Source organism: Streptomyces triticagri (genome assembly GCF_003429565.1).
GTDB lineage: Bacteria > Actinomycetota > Actinomycetes > Streptomycetales > Streptomycetaceae > Streptomyces > Streptomyces triticagri.
Genome location: NZ_QUAK01000025.1, coordinates 136,799 through 153,550, shown reverse-complemented (window position 1 = coordinate 153,550; position 16,752 = coordinate 136,799). Strand labels below are relative to the sequence as shown.

Sequence of the window (16,752 nt, the reverse complement as noted above, 5' to 3'; positions counted from 1 at the left end):
GGCATGCCCCAGCTCCCGGCCCCCGACTACCCGGACGACGTACGCGTACGTCTGGAGGCGGACGCCAAGGAGATCGTCGCCCGCTACCCCGACAGCAGGTCGGCGCTCCTCCCGCTGCTGCACCTCGTGCAGTCCGAGGAGGGGCATGTCACCCGCACCGGCATGCAGTTCTGCGCCGATGTGCTCGGACTGACCACCGCCGAGGTCACCGCGGTCGCGACCTTCTACACCATGTACCGGCGCAAGCCGAGCGGTGACTACCAGGTCGGGGTCTGCACCAACACGCTCTGTGCGGTGATGGGCGGCGACGCCATCTTCGAGGAGCTGCAGGAGCACCTCGGCGTCGGCAACAGCGAGACCACCGAGGACGGCAAGGTCACCCTCGAGCACATCGAGTGCAACGCGGCCTGCGACTTCGCGCCCGTGGTGATGGTGAACTGGGAGTTCTTCGACAACCAGACGCCGGACAGCGCCAAGCAGCTCGTCGACGACCTGCGCTCCGGCCGCGAGGTGTCGCCCACCCGCGGCGCCCCGCTGTGCACCTTCAAGGAGACCGCCCGCATCCTGGCCGGTTTCCCCGACGAGCGGCCCGGCGCGGTCGAGGCCTCCGGCGCCGCCGGTCCCGCCTCGCTGCTCGGCCTGCGGCTCGCCAAGGGCGAGGGCCACCACCGGGTCGTCCACCCGCGCGGCTCGGCCCCGCAGGACCAGACCCCCGCCGACCACCCCAGTTCCCACGACGCGCCACAGCAGACCTCGGCTTCCGACCCGCAGCACCCGTCGGGCCCGGTTTCCGAGGAGGGGGAGTGATGTCCGTGTCCACCGAATACGGGGGCGCGTCCCGGCCCGAGGCCGAAGCCGGGTCGAGCCCCGAGAAGCTCCTCACCCCCGTCCTGTCGTCCTTCTGGGACGAGGACCGGCCCTGGTCGCTCGAGACCTACCGCCGGCACGAGGGGTACGAAGGACTGCGCAAGGCCTTCGAGATGTCACCCGACGACCTCATCGCTTATGTGAAGGACGCAGGGCTCCGCGGCCGCGGCGGCGCCGGCTTCCCGACCGGTATGAAGTGGCAGTTCATCCCGCAGGGCGACGGCAAGCCGCACTACCTGGTGGTGAACGCGGACGAATCCGAGCCCGGCACCTGCAAGGACATCCCGCTCCTCTTCGCCAATCCGCACTCCCTGATCGAGGGCATCGTGATCGCCTGCTACGCGATCCGCTCCAGCCACGCCTTCATCTATCTGCGCGGCGAGGTGGTCCCCGTACTGCGGCGCCTGCACGAGGCCGTACGAGAGGCCTACGAGGCGGGCTACCTCGGCAAGGACATCCTGGGCAGCGGGCTCGACCTCGAACTGACCGTGCACGCGGGCGCGGGCGCCTACATCTGCGGTGAGGAGACGGCGCTGCTCGACTCGCTCGAAGGGCGCCGCGGCCAGCCCCGGCTGCGGCCGCCCTTCCCCGCGGTCGCCGGCCTGTACGCCTGCCCCACGGTGGTGAACAACGTCGAGTCCATCGCGTCCGTGCCCGCCATCATCAACAAGGGCAAGGACTGGTTCCGCTCGATGGGCAGCGAGAAGTCGCCCGGCTTCACGCTCTACTCGCTCAGCGGACATGTCGCCAACCCGGGCCAGTTCGAGGCGCCGCTCGGCGTCACGCTGCGCCAACTGCTCGAGATGAGCGGCGGGATGCGGCCCGGCCACCGGCTGAAGTTCTGGACCCCGGGCGGCTCCTCCACGCCGATGTTCACCGACGAACACCTCGACGTACCGCTTGACTACGAGGGCGTCGGCGCCGCCGGATCGATGCTCGGCACCAAGGCGCTGCAGTGCTTCGACGAGACCACCTGCGTGGTCCGCGCGGTGACCCGCTGGACCGAGTTCTACGCCCACGAGTCCTGCGGCAAGTGCACGCCCTGCCGCGAAGGGACGTACTGGCTGGTGCAGTTGCTGCGCGACATCGAGGACGGCAAGGGCGTCATGTCCGACCTCGACAAGCTGAACGACATCGCCGACAACATCAACGGCAAGTCGTTCTGCGCACTCGGCGACGGCGCCGCCTCGCCGATCTTCTCCTCGCTCAAGTACTTCCGCGAGGAGTACGAGCAGCACATCACCGGCCAGGGCTGCCCCTTCGACCCCGCCAGGTCGACCCTCTGGAGCGACCGGGCCGACACGCACACGGAGGTGAACGCATGACGGTCACGACGAATGCTCCCTCCGGGGGCGGCGAGGCGGCCGTGCCGCCCGAGGACCTGGTCGCGCTGACCATCGACGGCGTGGAGATCAGTGTCCCCAAGGGCACCCTGGTGATCCGCGCCGCCGAGCAACTGGGCATCGAGATCCCGCGGTTCTGCGACCACCCGCTGCTCGACCCGGCCGGCGCCTGCCGCCAGTGCATCGTCGAGGTGGAGGGCCAGCGCAAGCCGATGGCCTCCTGCACCATCACCTGCACCGACGGCATGGTCGTCAAGACGCACCTCACCTCGCCGGTCGCCGAGAAGGCGCAGCAGGGCGTGATGGAGCTGCTGCTGATCAACCACCCGCTCGACTGCCCGGTCTGCGACAAGGGCGGCGAGTGCCCCCTGCAGAACCAGGCCATGTCGCACGGCCAGGCCGACTCCCGCTTCGAGGGCAGGAAGCGCACGTACGAGAAGCCGGTGCCGATCTCGGCACAGGTGCTGCTCGACCGTGAGCGCTGTGTGCTCTGTGCGCGCTGCACCCGCTTCTCCAACCAGGTCGCGGGTGACCCGATGATCGAGCTGATCGAGCGGGGCGCGCTGCAGCAGGTCGGCACCGGCGAGGGCGACCCCTTCGAGTCGTACTTCTCCGGGAACACCATCCAGATCTGCCCGGTGGGCGCGCTCACCTCGGCCGCGTACCGCTTCCGGTCCCGGCCGTTCGACCTGATCTCCTCGCCCTCGGTGTGCGAGCACTGCTCGAGCGGCTGCGCGACCCGCACCGACCACCGCCGCGGCAAGGTCATGCGGCGCCTCGCCGAGAACGACCCCGAGGTCAACGAGGAGTGGATCTGCGACAAGGGGCGCTTCGCATTCCGCTACGCCCAGCAGCGCGACCGCCTCACCCACCCCCTCGTAAGGAACGAGAACGGCGAGCTCGAGACGGCCAGTTGGCCGGAGGCCCTGGAGGCGGCGGCGAACGGTCTGAACGCCGCACGCGGCCGCGCCGGAGTCCTCACCGGCGGCCGCCTCACCGTCGAGGACGCCTACGCGTACAGCAAGTTCGCCCGGATCGCCCTCGACACCAACGACATCGACTTCCGCGCGCGGGTGCACAGCGCCGAGGAGGCCGACTTCCTGGCGGCCCGGGTCGCGGGTCGCGGGCGCGACCTGACGGGCACCGGGGTCACCAACATCTCCCTGGAGAAGGCGCCGGCCGTACTCCTCGCCGGGATCGAGGCGGAGGAGGAGGTCCCGGGAGTCTTCCTGCGGCTGCGCAAGGCGCACCGCAAGAGCGGCCAACGGACCTTCGCCATCGCCCCGTTCGCCACCCGGGGTCTGGAGAAGGCGGGCGGCACCCTGCTGCCCGCCGCCCCCGGCACCGAGCCCGAGTGGCTGGACGCGCTCGCCGGGAACACCGGCCTGGAGGGTGACGGCGCGGCCGCCGCCGAGGCGCTGCGCGCACCCGGCGCCGTCATCGTGGTCGGCGAACGTCTCGCGGGCGTGGCGGGCGGGCTCACCGCGGTGCTGCGTACGGCGGAGGCCACCGGCGCCGAGCTTGTGTGGATCCCGCGCCGGGCCGGCGAGCGCGGTGCGCTCGAAGTGGGCGCCCTGCCGACGCTGCTGCCCGGTGGCCGGCCGGCCACCGACCCGCGGGCGCGGGACGAGGTCGCGGCCCAGTGGGGCGTGGCCCGGCTCCCCGGCGGTCACGGTCGCGACACCGCACAGATCGTGCAGGCCGCCGCCACCGGCGAACTGGGCGCACTGCTCGTCGCGGGCGTCGAGCTCGCCGACCTGCCGGACCCGGAGCTCGCCCGGCGCGCGCTCGCCGAGGCGTCCTTCGTGGTCAGCCTGGAACAGCGGCCCGGCGAGGTCACCGCGCTCGCGGACGTCGTCCTGCCGGTCGCGGCGGTCGCCGAGAAGTCCGGGACCTTCCTCAACTGGGAGGGCAGGGCCCGGCTGTTCGAGGCCGCGCTCAAGCCGGACCAGATGACCCGGCGGCTCGCACCGACCGACGCGCGTGCGCTGCACATGCTGGCCGACGCGATGGACATCCACCTGGCGCTGCCGGACAACGCATCGGCGCACCGCGAACTCGACCGGCTCGGCGCCTGGGACGGCGCGCGCGCGAGCGCCCCCGAGGCAGGCGGTGGTGACCTGCCGCGGCCCGCCGCGGGCGAGGCCGTACTCGCCGGACACCGGCTGCTGCTCGACCAGGGCCGGCTGCAGGAGGGCGACTCGGCGCTCGCGGCCACCCGGCACGAGGCGGTGGCCCGGCTCTCCGCCGCCACCGCGGCCGAGGCCGGCGTCAAGGACGGCGACACCCTCGCCGTCTCCGGACCGGCCGGCTCCGTCGAACTCCCGCTGCGCGTCACCGAGATGCCCGACCGCGTGGTGTGGCTCCCGCTGAACTCGGCGGGCGGCGGGGTCGCCTCCGACACCGGAGCCGTACCCGGCGCACTCGTCCGCATCGGCCCGGCCGTGGCCGGGGCCGTGGCCCAGGAGGTGCAGTCATGACCGCACTCGCCCTCGAAGACCTCTCGATGTTCGGCCGCGACCCCTGGTGGCTCGTCGCGATCAAGGCGGTCTTCTGCTTCGCCTTCCTGATGGTGACCGTGCTCTTCTCCATCGTGTGGGAGCGCAAGGTCGTCGCCTGGATGCAGCGGCGCATCGGCCCCAACCGGCACGGACCCTGGGGCCTCCTGCAGTCCCTCGCGGACGGCATCAAGCTGATGCTCAAGGAAGACGTCGTCGTCAAGCGCGCCGACAAGGTGGTCTACATCCTCGCGCCGATCGTCGCCGCGGTGCCGGCCTTCATGGCCATCGCGGTGATCCCCTTCGGCCCGGCCGACAACCAGATCTCGATCTTCGGCCACCGCACCACGATGCAGCTCACCGACCTGCCGATCGCGATGCTCTACATCCTCGCGGTCGCCTCCGTCGGCATCTACGGCATCGTGCTCGCCGGCTGGTCGTCCGGATCGACGTATCCGCTGCTCGGCGGGCTCCGCTCCTGCGCGCAGATGATCTCGTACGAGATCGCGATGGGCGCGGCCTTCGCCTCGGTGTTCCTCTACTCCGGGTCGATGTCGACCTCGGCGATCGTGGAGGCGCAGGCGGACCGCTGGTACATCATCCTGCTGCCGCTGTCGTTCCTGCTGTACATCGTGACGATGGTCGGCGAGGTCAACCGCGCCCCGTTCGACATGCCGGAGTCCGAGGGCGATCTGGTCGGCGGCTTCAACACCGAGTACAGCTCCATCAAGTTCGCGATGTTCATGCTGGCCGAGTACATCAACATGGTGACCGTCTCGGCGGTCGCGGTGACGCTGTTCCTCGGCGGCTGGCGTGCCCCGTATCCGGTCACGGCCCTGTGGGAGGGCGCGAACGCCGGCTGGTGGCCGATGCTCTGGTTCGTCCTCAAGGTCCAGTTGCTGCTGTTCTTCTTCATCTGGCTGCGCGGCACGCTGCCCCGCGTCCGCTACGACCAGCTGATGAAGCTCGGCTGGAAGGTCCTGATCCCGGTCTCGGTCGTCTGGCTGATGGTGGTCGCGACCGTGCGCACCATGCGCAACGAGAACGTGGACTTCTCCTCGATCGTGCTCTACGTCGCCGGCGGCGTCCTCACGCTGCTCGTCCTCTCCTTCCTGTACGACACCTTCCGCGAGAAGCGGGAGAAGCAGGAGGCCGCGGTCGAGGCCGAACAGGCGCCGGCCTTCGACCCGATGGCGGGCGGATTCCCCGTACCGCCGCTGCCCGGACAGGAGTTGCCGCCCGTGCCGCGCCGCCGGTCCCGCCACGAGCGGGAGCTGGTCACCAGCGGCGGATCCGGCAGTACCGACCCAGCAGGCGGGGCCGCGACCCCCGGCGCCCGTGACGGAAAGGAGGCCGACGGTGTCTGAGTCATCCCGGAAATCCGGTGAGTCCCGCGAGGCTGCGTCCAAGGACACACAGAAGCAGGGATTCCAGAATCCGGTGGCCGGCTTCGGCGTGACCTTCTCGGCCATGTTCAAGAAGCGGCTCACCGAGCAGTACCCGGAGCAGCCGAAGACCACCGCTCCGCGCTTCCACGGCCGCCACCAGCTCAACCGGCACCCGGACGGCCTGGAGAAGTGCGTGGGCTGCGAGCTGTGCGCCTGGGCCTGTCCCGCCGACGCGATCTACGTGGAGGGCGCGGACAACACCGAGGAGGAGCGCTACTCGCCGGGTGAGCGCTACGGCCGCGTCTACCAGATCAACTACGCCCGCTGCATCTTGTGCGGCCTGTGCATCGAGGCGTGCCCCACCCGGGCACTCACGATGACCAATGAGTTCGAGCTGGCCGACTCCAGCCGCGAGAGCCTGATCTACACCAAGGAGCAGCTGCTCGCGGGCCTGGAGGAGGGCATGGTCGACTCCCCGCACGCGATCTACCCGGGCACCGACGAACAGGACTACTACCGGGGCCTGGTGACCGAGGCCGCGCCCGGCACGGTGCAGCAGGTCGCCGAGTCGCAGGGCCAGGAGGCCACGGAGGCGGCAGGCAGGGGGGCGGAGGCATGACCGCGCTCGCCGCGTACACCACCTCCAGTGGCGAGGCCTTCCAGTTCTGGGTGCTCGGCACCATCGCGGTGCTCGGCGCCCTGGGCACCGTGTTCATGAAGAAGACCGTGCACAGCGCGCTCTGCCTGGCCGGGACCATGATCATCCTCGCGGTGTTCTATCTGGCGAACGGCGCGTACTTCCTCGGCATCGTGCAGATCGTCGTCTACACCGGCGCGATCATGATGCTCTTCCTCTTCGTGGTCATGCTCGTCGGCGTCACGGCGGCTGACTCACTGAAGGAGACCATCAAGGGCCAGCGCTGGATGGCCGCGCTCTGCGGCCTCGGCTTCGCGGTGCTCCTGGTCGGCGGCATCGGCAACGCCTCGCTGAGCGAGGCGACCGGACTCGCCCAGGCCAACGCCGGGGGCAACGTCGAGGGACTCGCCTCGCTGATCTTCACCAAGTACGTGTTCGCCTTCGAGATCACCGGCGCGCTGCTCATCACGGCGGCCGTCGGCGCGATGGTGCTCACCCACCGCGAGCGCACCGAACGCGCCCGCACCCAGCGCGAGTTGGCCGAGCAGCGGGTCCGCGAGGGCAAGCATCTGCCGCCGCTGCCCGCGCCCGGTGTGTACGCCCGGCACAACGCGGTGGACATCGCCGGCCTGCTCCCGGACGGCACCCCGTCCGAGCTCACGGTGATGCAGACACTGCGCGACCGCGGCCAGATCCGGGACGTGTCCGACGAGGCGCTCGACGACCTCAGGGCACTGGAGCAGCGCTCCGAGGAACGGCTCGGACGTGACGAGGCCGGATTCCCCCGGAGCGCGGCGACCGCGGCCGGGGCCGGCGAATCGGGGAAGACGGAGGGCCCGAAGTGAATCCCGTCAACTACCTCTATCTCGCGGCCCTGTTGTTCTCGATCGGCGCCACCGGCGTACTGATCCGGCGGAACGCCATCGTGCTGTTCATGTGCGTCGAGCTGATGCTCAACGCCTGCAACCTCGCGCTGGTCGCCTTCTCCCGGATGCACGGCAATCTCGACGGGCAGATCATCGCGTTCTTCACGATGGTCGTCGCCGCCGCCGAGGTCGTGGTCGGGCTCGCGATCATCGTGTCGCTGTTCCGTTCCCGCCACTCGGCCTCGGTCGACGACGCCAGCCTGATGAAGCTCTGAGGGGTCGGAAGAATCGTGGAGAACCTGATTGCGCTGCTCGTGGCGGCGCCTCTGCTCGGAGCGGCGGTCCTGCTGTGCGGCGGACGCCGGCTCGACCGAGTCGGCCATGTGATCGGCACGGCGCTCGCCTTCGCCTCGTTCGGCATCGCGGTCGGCCTTTTCGTCGACATGCTGGGCCGGTCGACCGAGGACCGGTCGCTGCACCAGCATCTGTTCAGCTGGATCCCGGTGGGCGGCTTCCAGGCCGACATCGCCTTCCAGCTCGACCAGTTGTCGATGACGTTCGTGCTCCTCATCACCGGCGTGGGCTCGCTGATCCACGTCTACTCGATGGGGTACATGGAGCACGACGAGCGGCGCCGCCGCTTCTTCGCCTATCTGAACCTGTTCCTCGCGGCGATGCTGATCCTGGTCATCGCCGACAACTACCTCCTCCTGTACGTCGGTTGGGAGGGTGTGGGCCTCGCCTCGTACCTCCTCATCGGGTTCTGGCAGCACAAGCCGAGCGCGGCGACCGCGGCCAAGAAGGCCTTCCTGGTCAACCGCGTCGGTGACATCGGCCTCTCGATCGCGATCATGCTGATGTTCACCACCTTCGGGACCTTCGCCTTCGGCGGTGTCCTGGAGGCGACCGGTGAGACCGGCGAGGGCAAGCTGACCGCGATCGGCCTGATGCTGCTGCTCGCGGCCTGCGGAAAGTCGGCCCAGGTGCCGCTGCAGTCCTGGCTCGGGGACGCGATGGAGGGCCCGACTCCGGTCTCGGCCCTGATCCACGCGGCCACCATGGTCACCGCGGGCGTGTACCTGATCGTCCGGTCCGGCACGATCTTCAATGCGGCGCCCGACGCCCAACTCGCGGTCGTCATCGTGGGTGCGGTCACGCTGCTGTTCGGTGCGATCGTCGGTTGCGCCAAGGACGACATCAAGAAGGCCCTGGCCGGTTCGACGATGTCACAGATCGGCTACATGATCATGGCGGCGGGTCTCGGCCCGATCGGATACGCCTTCGCGATCATGCACCTGGTGACGCACGGCTTCTTCAAGGCCGGGCTCTTCCTCGGTGCGGGCTCCGTGATGCACGGCATGAACGACGAGGTCGACATGCGCAAGTACGGCGGACTGCGCAAGTACATGCCGGTCACCTTCGTGACCTTCGGCCTCGGCTATCTCGCGATCATCGGCTTCCCGGGCCTGTCCGGCTTCTGGTCCAAGGACAAGATCATCGAGGCGGCGTTCGCGTACGACGACGGGATCCGCGGCTGGATCTTCGGCGGCGTCGCACTGCTCGGCGCGGGTATCACCGCGTTCTACATGACCCGCGTGATGATCATGACCTTCTTCGGCGAGAAGCGCTGGCAGCCGGACGCGGCAGGCAATGAACCGCACCCGCACGAGTCCCCGAAGTCCATGACGATCCCGATGATCGTGCTCGCCTTCGGATCGGTCTTCGCGGGCGGCCTGTTCAGCCTCAACGAAGCCTTCGTGAAGTGGCTGGAACCCGTCACCGAGTTCCACCACCCGCACCCGGTGATCAGCGTCCCCGCCATCACCGCGTCCACCGTCGTCGTGCTGCTGCTCGGCGCCGGCCTCGCGTATCTGCAGTACGGGCGGCGGCCGGTGCCGGTCACCCCGCCCAAGGGGTCGCTGCTCACCCGGGCGGCCCGGCGCGATCTGCTCCAGGACGACTTCAACCATGTCGTACTCGTCCGCGGCGGCGAGCACCTGACCCGGTCCCTGGTGTACGTCGACCACAGCCTGGTCGACGGGGTCGTGAACGGCACGGCGGCCGGCTTCGGCGGACTCTCCGGCCGGCTCCGCCGGCTGCAGAACGGCTTCGCGCGCAGCTACGCGGTCTCGATGTTCGGCGGTACGGCGATCCTCATCGCCGCGACCCTGCTGATGAGGGCGGTCTGATCCCATGTCCTTTCCTCTGCTGACAGCGACGGCCGCGCTCCCCGCGGTCGGCGCGATCGCCACCGCGGCCGTCCCGGCGGCCCGCCGCACCGCGGCGAAGTGGATGGCCCTGCTCTTCTCGCTCGCCACCCTGGTGGCAGCGCTCGTGGTGGTCTTCCGCTTCGACCCCGACAAGGTCGTCAACAGCCCGGCGGACCGCTACCAGTTGGCCGAATCACACGCCTGGATCGCCGACTTCGGGGTCCGCTACGAACTCGGCGTGGACGGCATCGGCGCGGCCCTGCTCGGCCTGACCGCGCTGCTCGTCCCCTTCGTCGTCCTGGCCGGCTGGCACGACGCCGACCCGGAGGACGACGGCAAGTCCAAGGAGAGTGTCGCCACCGGCCGCTGGCGCCCGACCCAGGGATTCTTCGCACTGATCCTGATGGTCGAGGCGATGGTGATCCTCTCCTTCCTCGCCACCGACGTCTTCCTCTTCTACATCCTGTTCGAAGCCATGCTCATCCCGATGTACTTCCTCATCGGCGGCTTCGGCGACAAGGCGGGCGCGCACGGCGAGAAGGAGGCGGCCACCCAACGCAGTTACGCCGCCGTGAAGTTCCTCCTCTACAACCTGGTCGGCGGCCTGATCATGCTGGCCGCGGTGATCGGCCTCTACGTGGTCGGCGGCACCTTCTCGCTGACCGAGATCGCCGAGGCGCGCGCCGCGGGCAACTTCGAGATGGCGACCAACACCGAGCGGCTGCTCTTCCTCGGCTTCTTCTTCGCCTTCGCGGTGAAGGCCCCGCTGTGGCCGCTGCACACCTGGCTGCCGAACGCGATGGGCGAGGCCACCGCGCCGGTCGCCGTCCTGATCACCGCGGTGGTCGACAAGGTCGGCACCTTCGCGATGCTCCGCTTCTGCCTGCAGCTCTTCCCGAACGCCTCCGAGTGGGCGACCCCGGTGATCCTGGCGCTCGCCCTGGTGAGCATCGTCTACGGCGCACTGCTCGCCGTCGGCCAGCGGGACATCAAGCGCCTGATCGCGTACGCCTCGATCTCGCACTTCGGGTTCATCATCATGGGCATCTTCGCCATGACCTCCCAGGGGCAGTCGGGCGCGACGCTCTACATGGTCAATCACGGCATCTCGACCGCCGCCCTGATGCTGGTCGCCGGCTTCCTGATCACCCGCCGCGGCTCGCGGCTGATCGCGGACTACGGGGGAGTGCAGAAGGTGGCGCCGATCCTGGCGGGCACCTTCCTGGTCGGCTCGCTCGCGACGCTGTCGCTGCCCGGACTCGCCCCGTTCGTCAGCGAGTTCCTGGTCCTGGTCGGCACGTTCGCCCGCTATCCGGTGGTCGGCATCATCGCCACCGTCGGCATCGTCCTCGGCGCGCTCTACACGCTCGTCCTGTACCAGCGGACGATGACGGGCCCGGTGAAGGAGAACGTCCGCACCATGCCCGACCTGCGGGTACGTGAGCTGGCCGTGGTCGCGCCGCTGATCGCCCTGCTGATCTTCCTGGGCGTCTACCCGAAGCCGGTCACCGATCTGGTGAACCCGGCCGTCGACCAGACGCTGTCCGACGTACAGAAGCAAGACCCCGAGCCCGAGGTGGAGGCGGCCAAGTGAGCGCATCAGCCGTCCACAGCCTGTGGACAACGGCGGCGGAGCCGATCGGCAAGATCGACGCCCCGCACATCGAGTACGGCCAGCTCGCTCCCGTACTGATCATCGTCGGTGCGGCGGTCCTGGGCATCCTGCTCGAGGCCTTCGTGCCGCGCCGGGCGCGCTACCACGCCCAGCTGTTCCTGACCGTGGTCGCCCTGGTGGCGTCCTTCGCCGCCGTCGTCGGTCTCGCGACCAGCGGGTACGCGACGACCGAGGCCGGCATCGTGGCCATGGGCGCGATCGCCGTCGACGGTCCGACGCTCTTCCTGCAGGGCACGATCCTGCTCATCGGCCTGGTCTCCGTGTTCACCTTCGCCGAGCGCAGGCTCGACCCGGAGGCACACGGAAACCGTGTCGACTCCTTCGCCGCGCAGGGTGCCGCGGTGCCCGGCAGCGAAGGCGAACAGGCCGCCGTCAAGGCCGGGTTCACCACCACCGAGGTCTTCCCGCTGGTGCTCTTCGCGATCGCCGGCATGCTGGTCTTCCCGGCGGCCAACGACCTCCTCACCCTGTTCATCGCCCTCGAGGTCTTCTCGCTGCCGCTGTACCTGCTCTGCGCGCTGGCCCGCCGCAAGCGCCTCATGTCGCAGGAGGCCGCGGTCAAGTACTTCCTGCTCGGCGCCTTCTCCTCGGCCTTCCTGCTGTTCGGCGTCGCGCTCCTCTACGGGTACGCGGGCACCGTCAACTACGCGGGCATCGCCGAGGTCGTCGACGGCACCATCCAGGACATCGACCCGGTGCTCGCCCAGACCATGGGCAACGACGTGCTGCTCCTGATCGGCGCGGCGATGATCCTGATGGGGCTGCTCTTCAAGGTCGGCGCCGTGCCGTTCCACATGTGGACCCCCGACGTCTACCAGGGTGCGCCGACACCGGTCACCGGCTTCATGGCGGCGGCCACGAAGGTCGCGGCCTTCGGCGCGCTGCTCCGGCTGCTCTACGTCGTCCTGCCGGGCCTGCGCTGGGACTGGCGGCCGGTGATGTGGGGCGTCGCGATCATCACCATGTTGCTCGGCGCGATCGTCGCCATCACCCAGACCGACATCAAGCGCCTGCTCGCGTACTCCTCGATCGCGCACGCCGGCTTCATCCTCGCCGGTGTGATCGCGACCTCTCCGGACGGCATCTCCTCGGTGCTGTTCTACCTGGGGGCGTACTCCTTCGTGACGATCGGCGCCTTCGCCGTGGTCACGCTGGTACGGGACGCGGGCGGCGAGGCCACGCACCTGTCGAAGTGGGCCGGGCTCGGGCGGCGCTCGCCGATGGTGGCCGCGGTCTTCGCGGTCTTCCTGCTCGCCTTCGCCGGCATCCCGCTGACCAGCGGCTTCGCCGGGAAGTTCGCGGTGTTCAAGGCGGCGGCCGAGGGCGGGGCCGGGGCGCTGGTCATCATCGGCGTCATCTCGTCCGCGATCGCGGCGTTCTTCTACATCCGCGTGATCGTCCTGATGTTCTTCAGCGAACCGAAGCCGGAGGGCCCGACGGTGGCCGTGGCCTCCCCCTTGACGATGACGGCGATCGCCGTCGGAGTCGCGGTCACGGTGGTCCTTGGGGTGGCGCCCCAGTACTTCCTGGATCTGGCGGGCCAGGCATCAGTCTTCGCCCGCTGATCCCGCCACCACCTCCCCCGCCCCCCGCCCCTTGAATTGGGGGCGGGGGGTTCATCAGCCTGCCAGGCGGCCATGTCCAGCCCGTCCACTCCAAGCCCGTCCACTCCAAGCCCGTCCATTCCAAGCCCGTCCATTCCAAGCCTGTCCGGCGTTTGAGGACATCTTTTATTCAGCCTGTCCGGCGCTTGAGGACGAGCCCGCCAGGGCGAATATCCAGCCCGTCCGGCGTTTGAGGACAAGGCGCCCAGCGCCGGGGCTGGAGGACAACAAATATGACCGCACCCCGGTGCCTGTGGACAACCAAACCCCCCTGATCCCGGCGGAGCCTATCGTGGCGGTCGAGTCAGAAACACGACCCACGGGGGACAGAACAATGGACGGTGCCACAGTGCAGCAAGAAACAGCAGAGACACCCCGGGCCGAAGGCCCCCCGCACGACGACACCGCCGCAGCACAAAACCTCGCCACCGGGTCCGCCAGGACCACCGCCCTGACCACCCTCCGCCGAGTCTTCGGCTACGACACCTTCCGCGGCGAGCAGCAGGCCGTCATCGACCACGTGGTGAGCGGAGGCGACGCCGTCGTCCTCATGCCGACCGGCGGCGGCAAATCCCTCTGCTACCAGATCCCCGCCCTGGTCAGACCGGGCACCGGCGTCGTCGTCTCCCCGCTCATCGCCCTGATGCAGGACCAGGTGGACGCCCTCAGAGCACTCGGCGTGCGGGCCGGCTTCATCAACTCCACCCAGGACTTCGAGGACCGCCGCCTCGTGGAGGCCGAGTTCGTCGCGGGCGAGCTCGACGTCCTCTATCTCGCACCGGAGCGCCTGCGCATGCAGGGCACCCTCGACCTGCTCTCCCGCGGCAAGGTCTCCGTCTTCGCGATCGACGAGGCGCACTGCGTCGCCCAGTGGGGCCACGACTTCCGCCCGGACTACCTGGCCCTCGCGGTCCTCGGCGAGCGCTGGCCGGACGTACCGCGTATCGCCCTGACCGCGACCGCGACCAGGGCCACCCACCGCGAGATCACCGAGCGGCTCGGCATGCCGGAGGCCCGCCACTTCGAGGCCAGCTTCGACCGTCCCAACATCCAGTACCGGATCGTCGGCAAGGACGACCCCAAGAAGCAGCTGCTCCGCTTCCTCCGCGAGGAGCACGAGGGCGACGCCGGCATCGTCTACTGCCTCTCGCGCAACTCGGTCGAGAAGACAGCCGAGTTCCTTGAGCGGAACGGCATCGCGGCGGTCCCGTACCACGCCGGCCTCGACGCCGCGACGCGAGCCCGCCACCAGGCCCGCTTCCTGCGCGAGGAGGGCCTCGTCGTGGTCGCCACGATCGCCTTCGGCATGGGCATCGACAAGCCGGACGTCCGCTTCGTCGCCCACCTCGACCTGCCGAAATCGGTGGAGGGTTACTACCAGGAGACCGGCCGCGCGGGCCGGGACGGCCTGCCGTCCACGGCGTGGATGGCGTACGGACTGCAGGACGTCGTCCAGCAGCGCAAGCTGATCCAGAGCGGCGAGGGGGACGAGGCGTTCCGCCGGCGGGCCGCCTCCCACCTGGACGCGATGCTCGCCCTGTGCGAGACGGTCGCCTGCCGCCGCTCCCAACTCCTCGCGTACTTCGGCCAGGAGGCCTCCGGCGACCACTGCGGCAACTGCGACACCTGTCTCACCCCGCCCGAGACCTGGGACGGCACGGTCGCCGCACAGAAGGTCCTCTCCACGGTGGTGCGACTGAAGCGGGAGCGCGGTCAGAAGTTCGGCACGGGGCAGATCGTGGACATCCTGCTCGGACGGAAGACGGCGAAGGTCATCCAGTTCGACCACGACCAGCTGTCGGTCTTCGGGATCGGCGAGGAGCTCTCCGAGGCTGAATGGCGCAGCGTGGTCCGCCAGTTGCTGGCGCAGGGCCTCGCCTCGGTGGAGGGCGAGTACGGCACCCTGGTGCTCACCGACGCGAGCGCGACGGTGCTTGGCCGGGAGCGAGAGGTCCTGATGCGCAAGGAGCCCAAGCGCCCCGCCGGCCGCGCCAAGGCGGAGCGCCCGGCGAAGGGCGACCGCAAGCCGCCGGTGGACCTCTCCGAGGAGGCGCTCCCTCTCTTCGAGGCCCTACGCACCTGGCGCGCCGAACAATCCCGCGAACAGGGCGTCCCGGCCTACGTCATCTTCCACGACGCCACCCTCCGCGAAATCGCCACGACGGTCCCCACGGACCTCTCCCAACTGGCCCAGATCCCAGGCCTCGGCGAAAAGAAACTCGCCAACTACGGAGAGGCGGTCCTCAGGGTCCTGGCGGAAATCCCGCCCCCGACGACTCCCAGCGCGACCACCTCAAGCCCGTCCTCCGGCGACTGAGGACATCTTTCAGCCGGTCCGGCGCTTGAGGACGAGCCCGCCAGGGCGAATTTCAAGCCCGTCCGGCGATTGAGGACAAGGCGCCCCAGGCGCCGGCGCCTGAGAAACCGACCACAACTCAAACCGCCGCCCGAATCCTCCCGCTGACCGACCCCAGCCCCACCTTCGTCCCATCGGGCCCCGGCGCCCACGCCGTCATCGTGACCTCGTCCCCATCCACCAGAAACCTCCGCTCTCCACTCGCAAGCGCAAGCGCCTCCGCCCCGTTCCAGGTCAGCTCGATCAGCGACCCCCGCTGCCGTCGCTCGGGCCCACTGATCGTCCCCGACCCGTACAGATCGCCCGTGCGCAACGACGCCCCGGCCACCGTCATATGCGCCAGCATCTGCGCCCCCGTCCAGTACATCCCCGCGAAAGGAGGCTCGGAGATCACCTCTCCGTTCAGGGCCACAGTGATCCGGATGTCGTAACCGCCGGGCTCCTCCGCCTTGGTGTCGTCCAGATACGGCAGCGGCTGGACGTCCCGCACGGGCGGCGCGACCCGGGCCGCGTCGAGCGCCTCGAGCGGCGTGACCCAGGCGGACACCGACGTCGCGAAGGACTTCGCGGTGTGCGGCCCGAGCGGCACCTGCTCCCAGGGCTGGATGTCGCGGGCCGACCAGTCGTTGAGCAGGCAGAGCCCGAAGACGTGGTCACGGAAGCCGGACAGCGGCACCGGAGTGCCGAGTTCGGACGGCGCACCGACCACGAAGCCGATCTCCGTCTCGATGTCGAGCTTCGTCGACGGCCCGAAGGTCGGCTCCGTCGCGTATGGCGCCTTGCGCTGCCCCGAGGGCCGTACGACGTCGGTGCCCGAGACCACGACCGTCCCGGCGCGGCCGTGGTAACCGACCGGCAGATGCTTCCAGTTGGGAAGGAGTGGTTCCGAATCAGGGCGGAAGAGGCGGCCCAAGTTGGTCGCGTGATTCTCGGACGCATAGAAGTCGACGTAGTCGGCGACATCGAAGGGGAGGTGCAGACGTACCGCCGAGAGCGGCTCGAAGAGCGGCTCGACCACCTCCCGGTGGGCCGGCACGGTCACCCAGGCGGTCAGCGCCCGCCGCACATCGCGCCAGGTCTGGCGCCCGGCCGCGAGCAGCGGTGCGAGCGACGGCTGGGCGAGCAGCGAGGCGTACGGGGAGCCGAGCGCGTGCGCGGCCGCACCGGCGTCCAGGACGTGCGAGCCGAGCCGTACACCCACCCTCCGGTCCCGCTCGTCAGCCAGGGAGAATACGCCGTACGGAAGGTTGTGCGGGCCGAAGGGGTCGCCCTCGGGAAGGTCGAGCGGGGTCTGCTCGGGCATGGGAC

The 16,752-nt window shown here is 69.6% G+C and carries 12 protein-coding genes; 11 read left to right on the top strand and 1 reads right to left on the bottom strand.

The window, feature by feature from the left end:
• Positions 1-3 precede the first annotated feature (3 nt).
• From nuoE to recQ, 11 genes are all read left to right on the top strand, one after another.
• Complete coding sequence (nuoE, locus tag DY218_RS05675) at positions 4-807, top strand: NADH-quinone oxidoreductase subunit NuoE (protein ID WP_128554790.1); 804 nt, start codon at positions 4-6, stop codon at positions 805-807.
• Positions 807-2,192 carry an NADH-quinone oxidoreductase subunit NuoF gene (gene nuoF / locus DY218_RS05670; RefSeq protein WP_128554789.1) on the top strand — a complete coding sequence of 462 codons (1,386 nt, stop codon included), beginning with the start codon at positions 807-809 and terminating at the stop codon, positions 2,190-2,192. The genes nuoE and nuoF overlap by 1 nt, the downstream gene beginning before the upstream one ends.
• On the top strand, positions 2,189-4,690 hold the full coding sequence (locus DY218_RS05665) for an NADH-quinone oxidoreductase subunit G (RefSeq protein ID WP_128554788.1): 2,502 nt from the start codon (positions 2,189-2,191) through the stop codon (positions 4,688-4,690). The genes nuoF and DY218_RS05665 overlap by 4 nt, the downstream gene beginning before the upstream one ends.
• On the top strand, positions 4,687-6,075 hold the full coding sequence (gene nuoH / locus DY218_RS05660; protein ID WP_128554787.1) for an NADH-quinone oxidoreductase subunit NuoH: 1,389 nt from the start codon (positions 4,687-4,689) through the stop codon (positions 6,073-6,075). Before DY218_RS05665 ends, nuoH begins: the two co-directional genes overlap by 4 nt.
• The gene (gene nuoI, locus DY218_RS05655; RefSeq protein ID WP_128554786.1) at positions 6,068-6,715 is read left to right on the top strand and encodes an NADH-quinone oxidoreductase subunit NuoI; all 648 of its coding nucleotides are present in this window, start codon (positions 6,068-6,070) and stop codon (positions 6,713-6,715) included. The genes nuoH and nuoI overlap by 8 nt, the downstream gene beginning before the upstream one ends.
• Positions 6,712-7,578: an NADH-quinone oxidoreductase subunit J gene (locus tag DY218_RS05650; RefSeq protein WP_128554785.1), complete on the top strand. Its 867-nt coding sequence runs from the start codon at positions 6,712-6,714 to the stop codon at positions 7,576-7,578. The genes nuoI and DY218_RS05650 overlap by 4 nt, the downstream gene beginning before the upstream one ends.
• On the top strand, positions 7,575-7,874 hold the full coding sequence (nuoK, locus tag DY218_RS05645) for an NADH-quinone oxidoreductase subunit NuoK (RefSeq protein WP_128554784.1): 300 nt from the start codon (positions 7,575-7,577) through the stop codon (positions 7,872-7,874). The genes DY218_RS05650 and nuoK overlap by 4 nt, the downstream gene beginning before the upstream one ends.
• Before the next feature lie 15 nt (positions 7,875-7,889).
• Positions 7,890-9,788, top strand: a complete 1,899-nt coding sequence (gene nuoL / locus DY218_RS05640) for an NADH-quinone oxidoreductase subunit L (RefSeq protein WP_128554783.1) — start codon at positions 7,890-7,892, stop codon at positions 9,786-9,788.
• A gap of 4 nt (positions 9,789-9,792) precedes the next feature.
• Positions 9,793-11,403, top strand: coding sequence for an NADH-quinone oxidoreductase subunit M (locus tag DY218_RS05635; RefSeq protein WP_128554782.1), 1,611 nt, complete (start codon positions 9,793-9,795; stop codon positions 11,401-11,403).
• Entirely contained in the window at positions 11,400-13,049 is a 1,650-nt protein-coding gene (gene nuoN / locus DY218_RS05630; RefSeq protein WP_128554781.1) for an NADH-quinone oxidoreductase subunit NuoN, read from the top strand. Before DY218_RS05635 ends, nuoN begins: the two co-directional genes overlap by 4 nt.
• 373 nt (positions 13,050-13,422) lie before the next feature.
• Complete coding sequence (recQ, locus tag DY218_RS05625; protein ID WP_128554780.1) at positions 13,423-15,405, top strand: DNA helicase RecQ; 1,983 nt, start codon at positions 13,423-13,425, stop codon at positions 15,403-15,405.
• 118 nt (positions 15,406-15,523) lie between these two features.
• Here recQ and fahA read toward each other — a convergent pair whose 3' ends face one another.
• On the bottom strand, positions 15,524-16,747 hold the full coding sequence (gene fahA / locus DY218_RS05620; RefSeq protein WP_128554779.1) for a fumarylacetoacetase: 1,224 nt from the start codon (positions 16,745-16,747) through the stop codon (positions 15,524-15,526).
• Positions 16,748-16,752 lie beyond the last annotated feature (5 nt).

Coding starts and splice junctions, on each gene's coding strand:
- nuoE (WP_128554790.1), top strand. CDS start 4: ATGCCCCAGCTCCCGGCCCCCGACTACCCGGACGACGTACGCGTACGT.
- nuoF (WP_128554789.1), top strand. CDS start 807: ATGTCCGTGTCCACCGAATACGGGGGCGCGTCCCGGCCCGAGGCCGAA.
- DY218_RS05665 (WP_128554788.1), top strand. CDS start 2,189: ATGACGGTCACGACGAATGCTCCCTCCGGGGGCGGCGAGGCGGCCGTG.
- nuoH (WP_128554787.1), top strand. CDS start 4,687: ATGACCGCACTCGCCCTCGAAGACCTCTCGATGTTCGGCCGCGACCCC.
- DY218_RS05650 (WP_128554785.1), top strand. CDS start 6,712: ATGACCGCGCTCGCCGCGTACACCACCTCCAGTGGCGAGGCCTTCCAG.
- DY218_RS05635 (WP_128554782.1), top strand. CDS start 9,793: ATGTCCTTTCCTCTGCTGACAGCGACGGCCGCGCTCCCCGCGGTCGGC.
- recQ (WP_128554780.1), top strand. CDS start 13,423: ATGGACGGTGCCACAGTGCAGCAAGAAACAGCAGAGACACCCCGGGCC.
- fahA (WP_128554779.1), bottom strand. CDS start 16,747: ATGCCCGAGCAGACCCCGCTCGACCTTCCCGAGGGCGACCCCTTCGGC.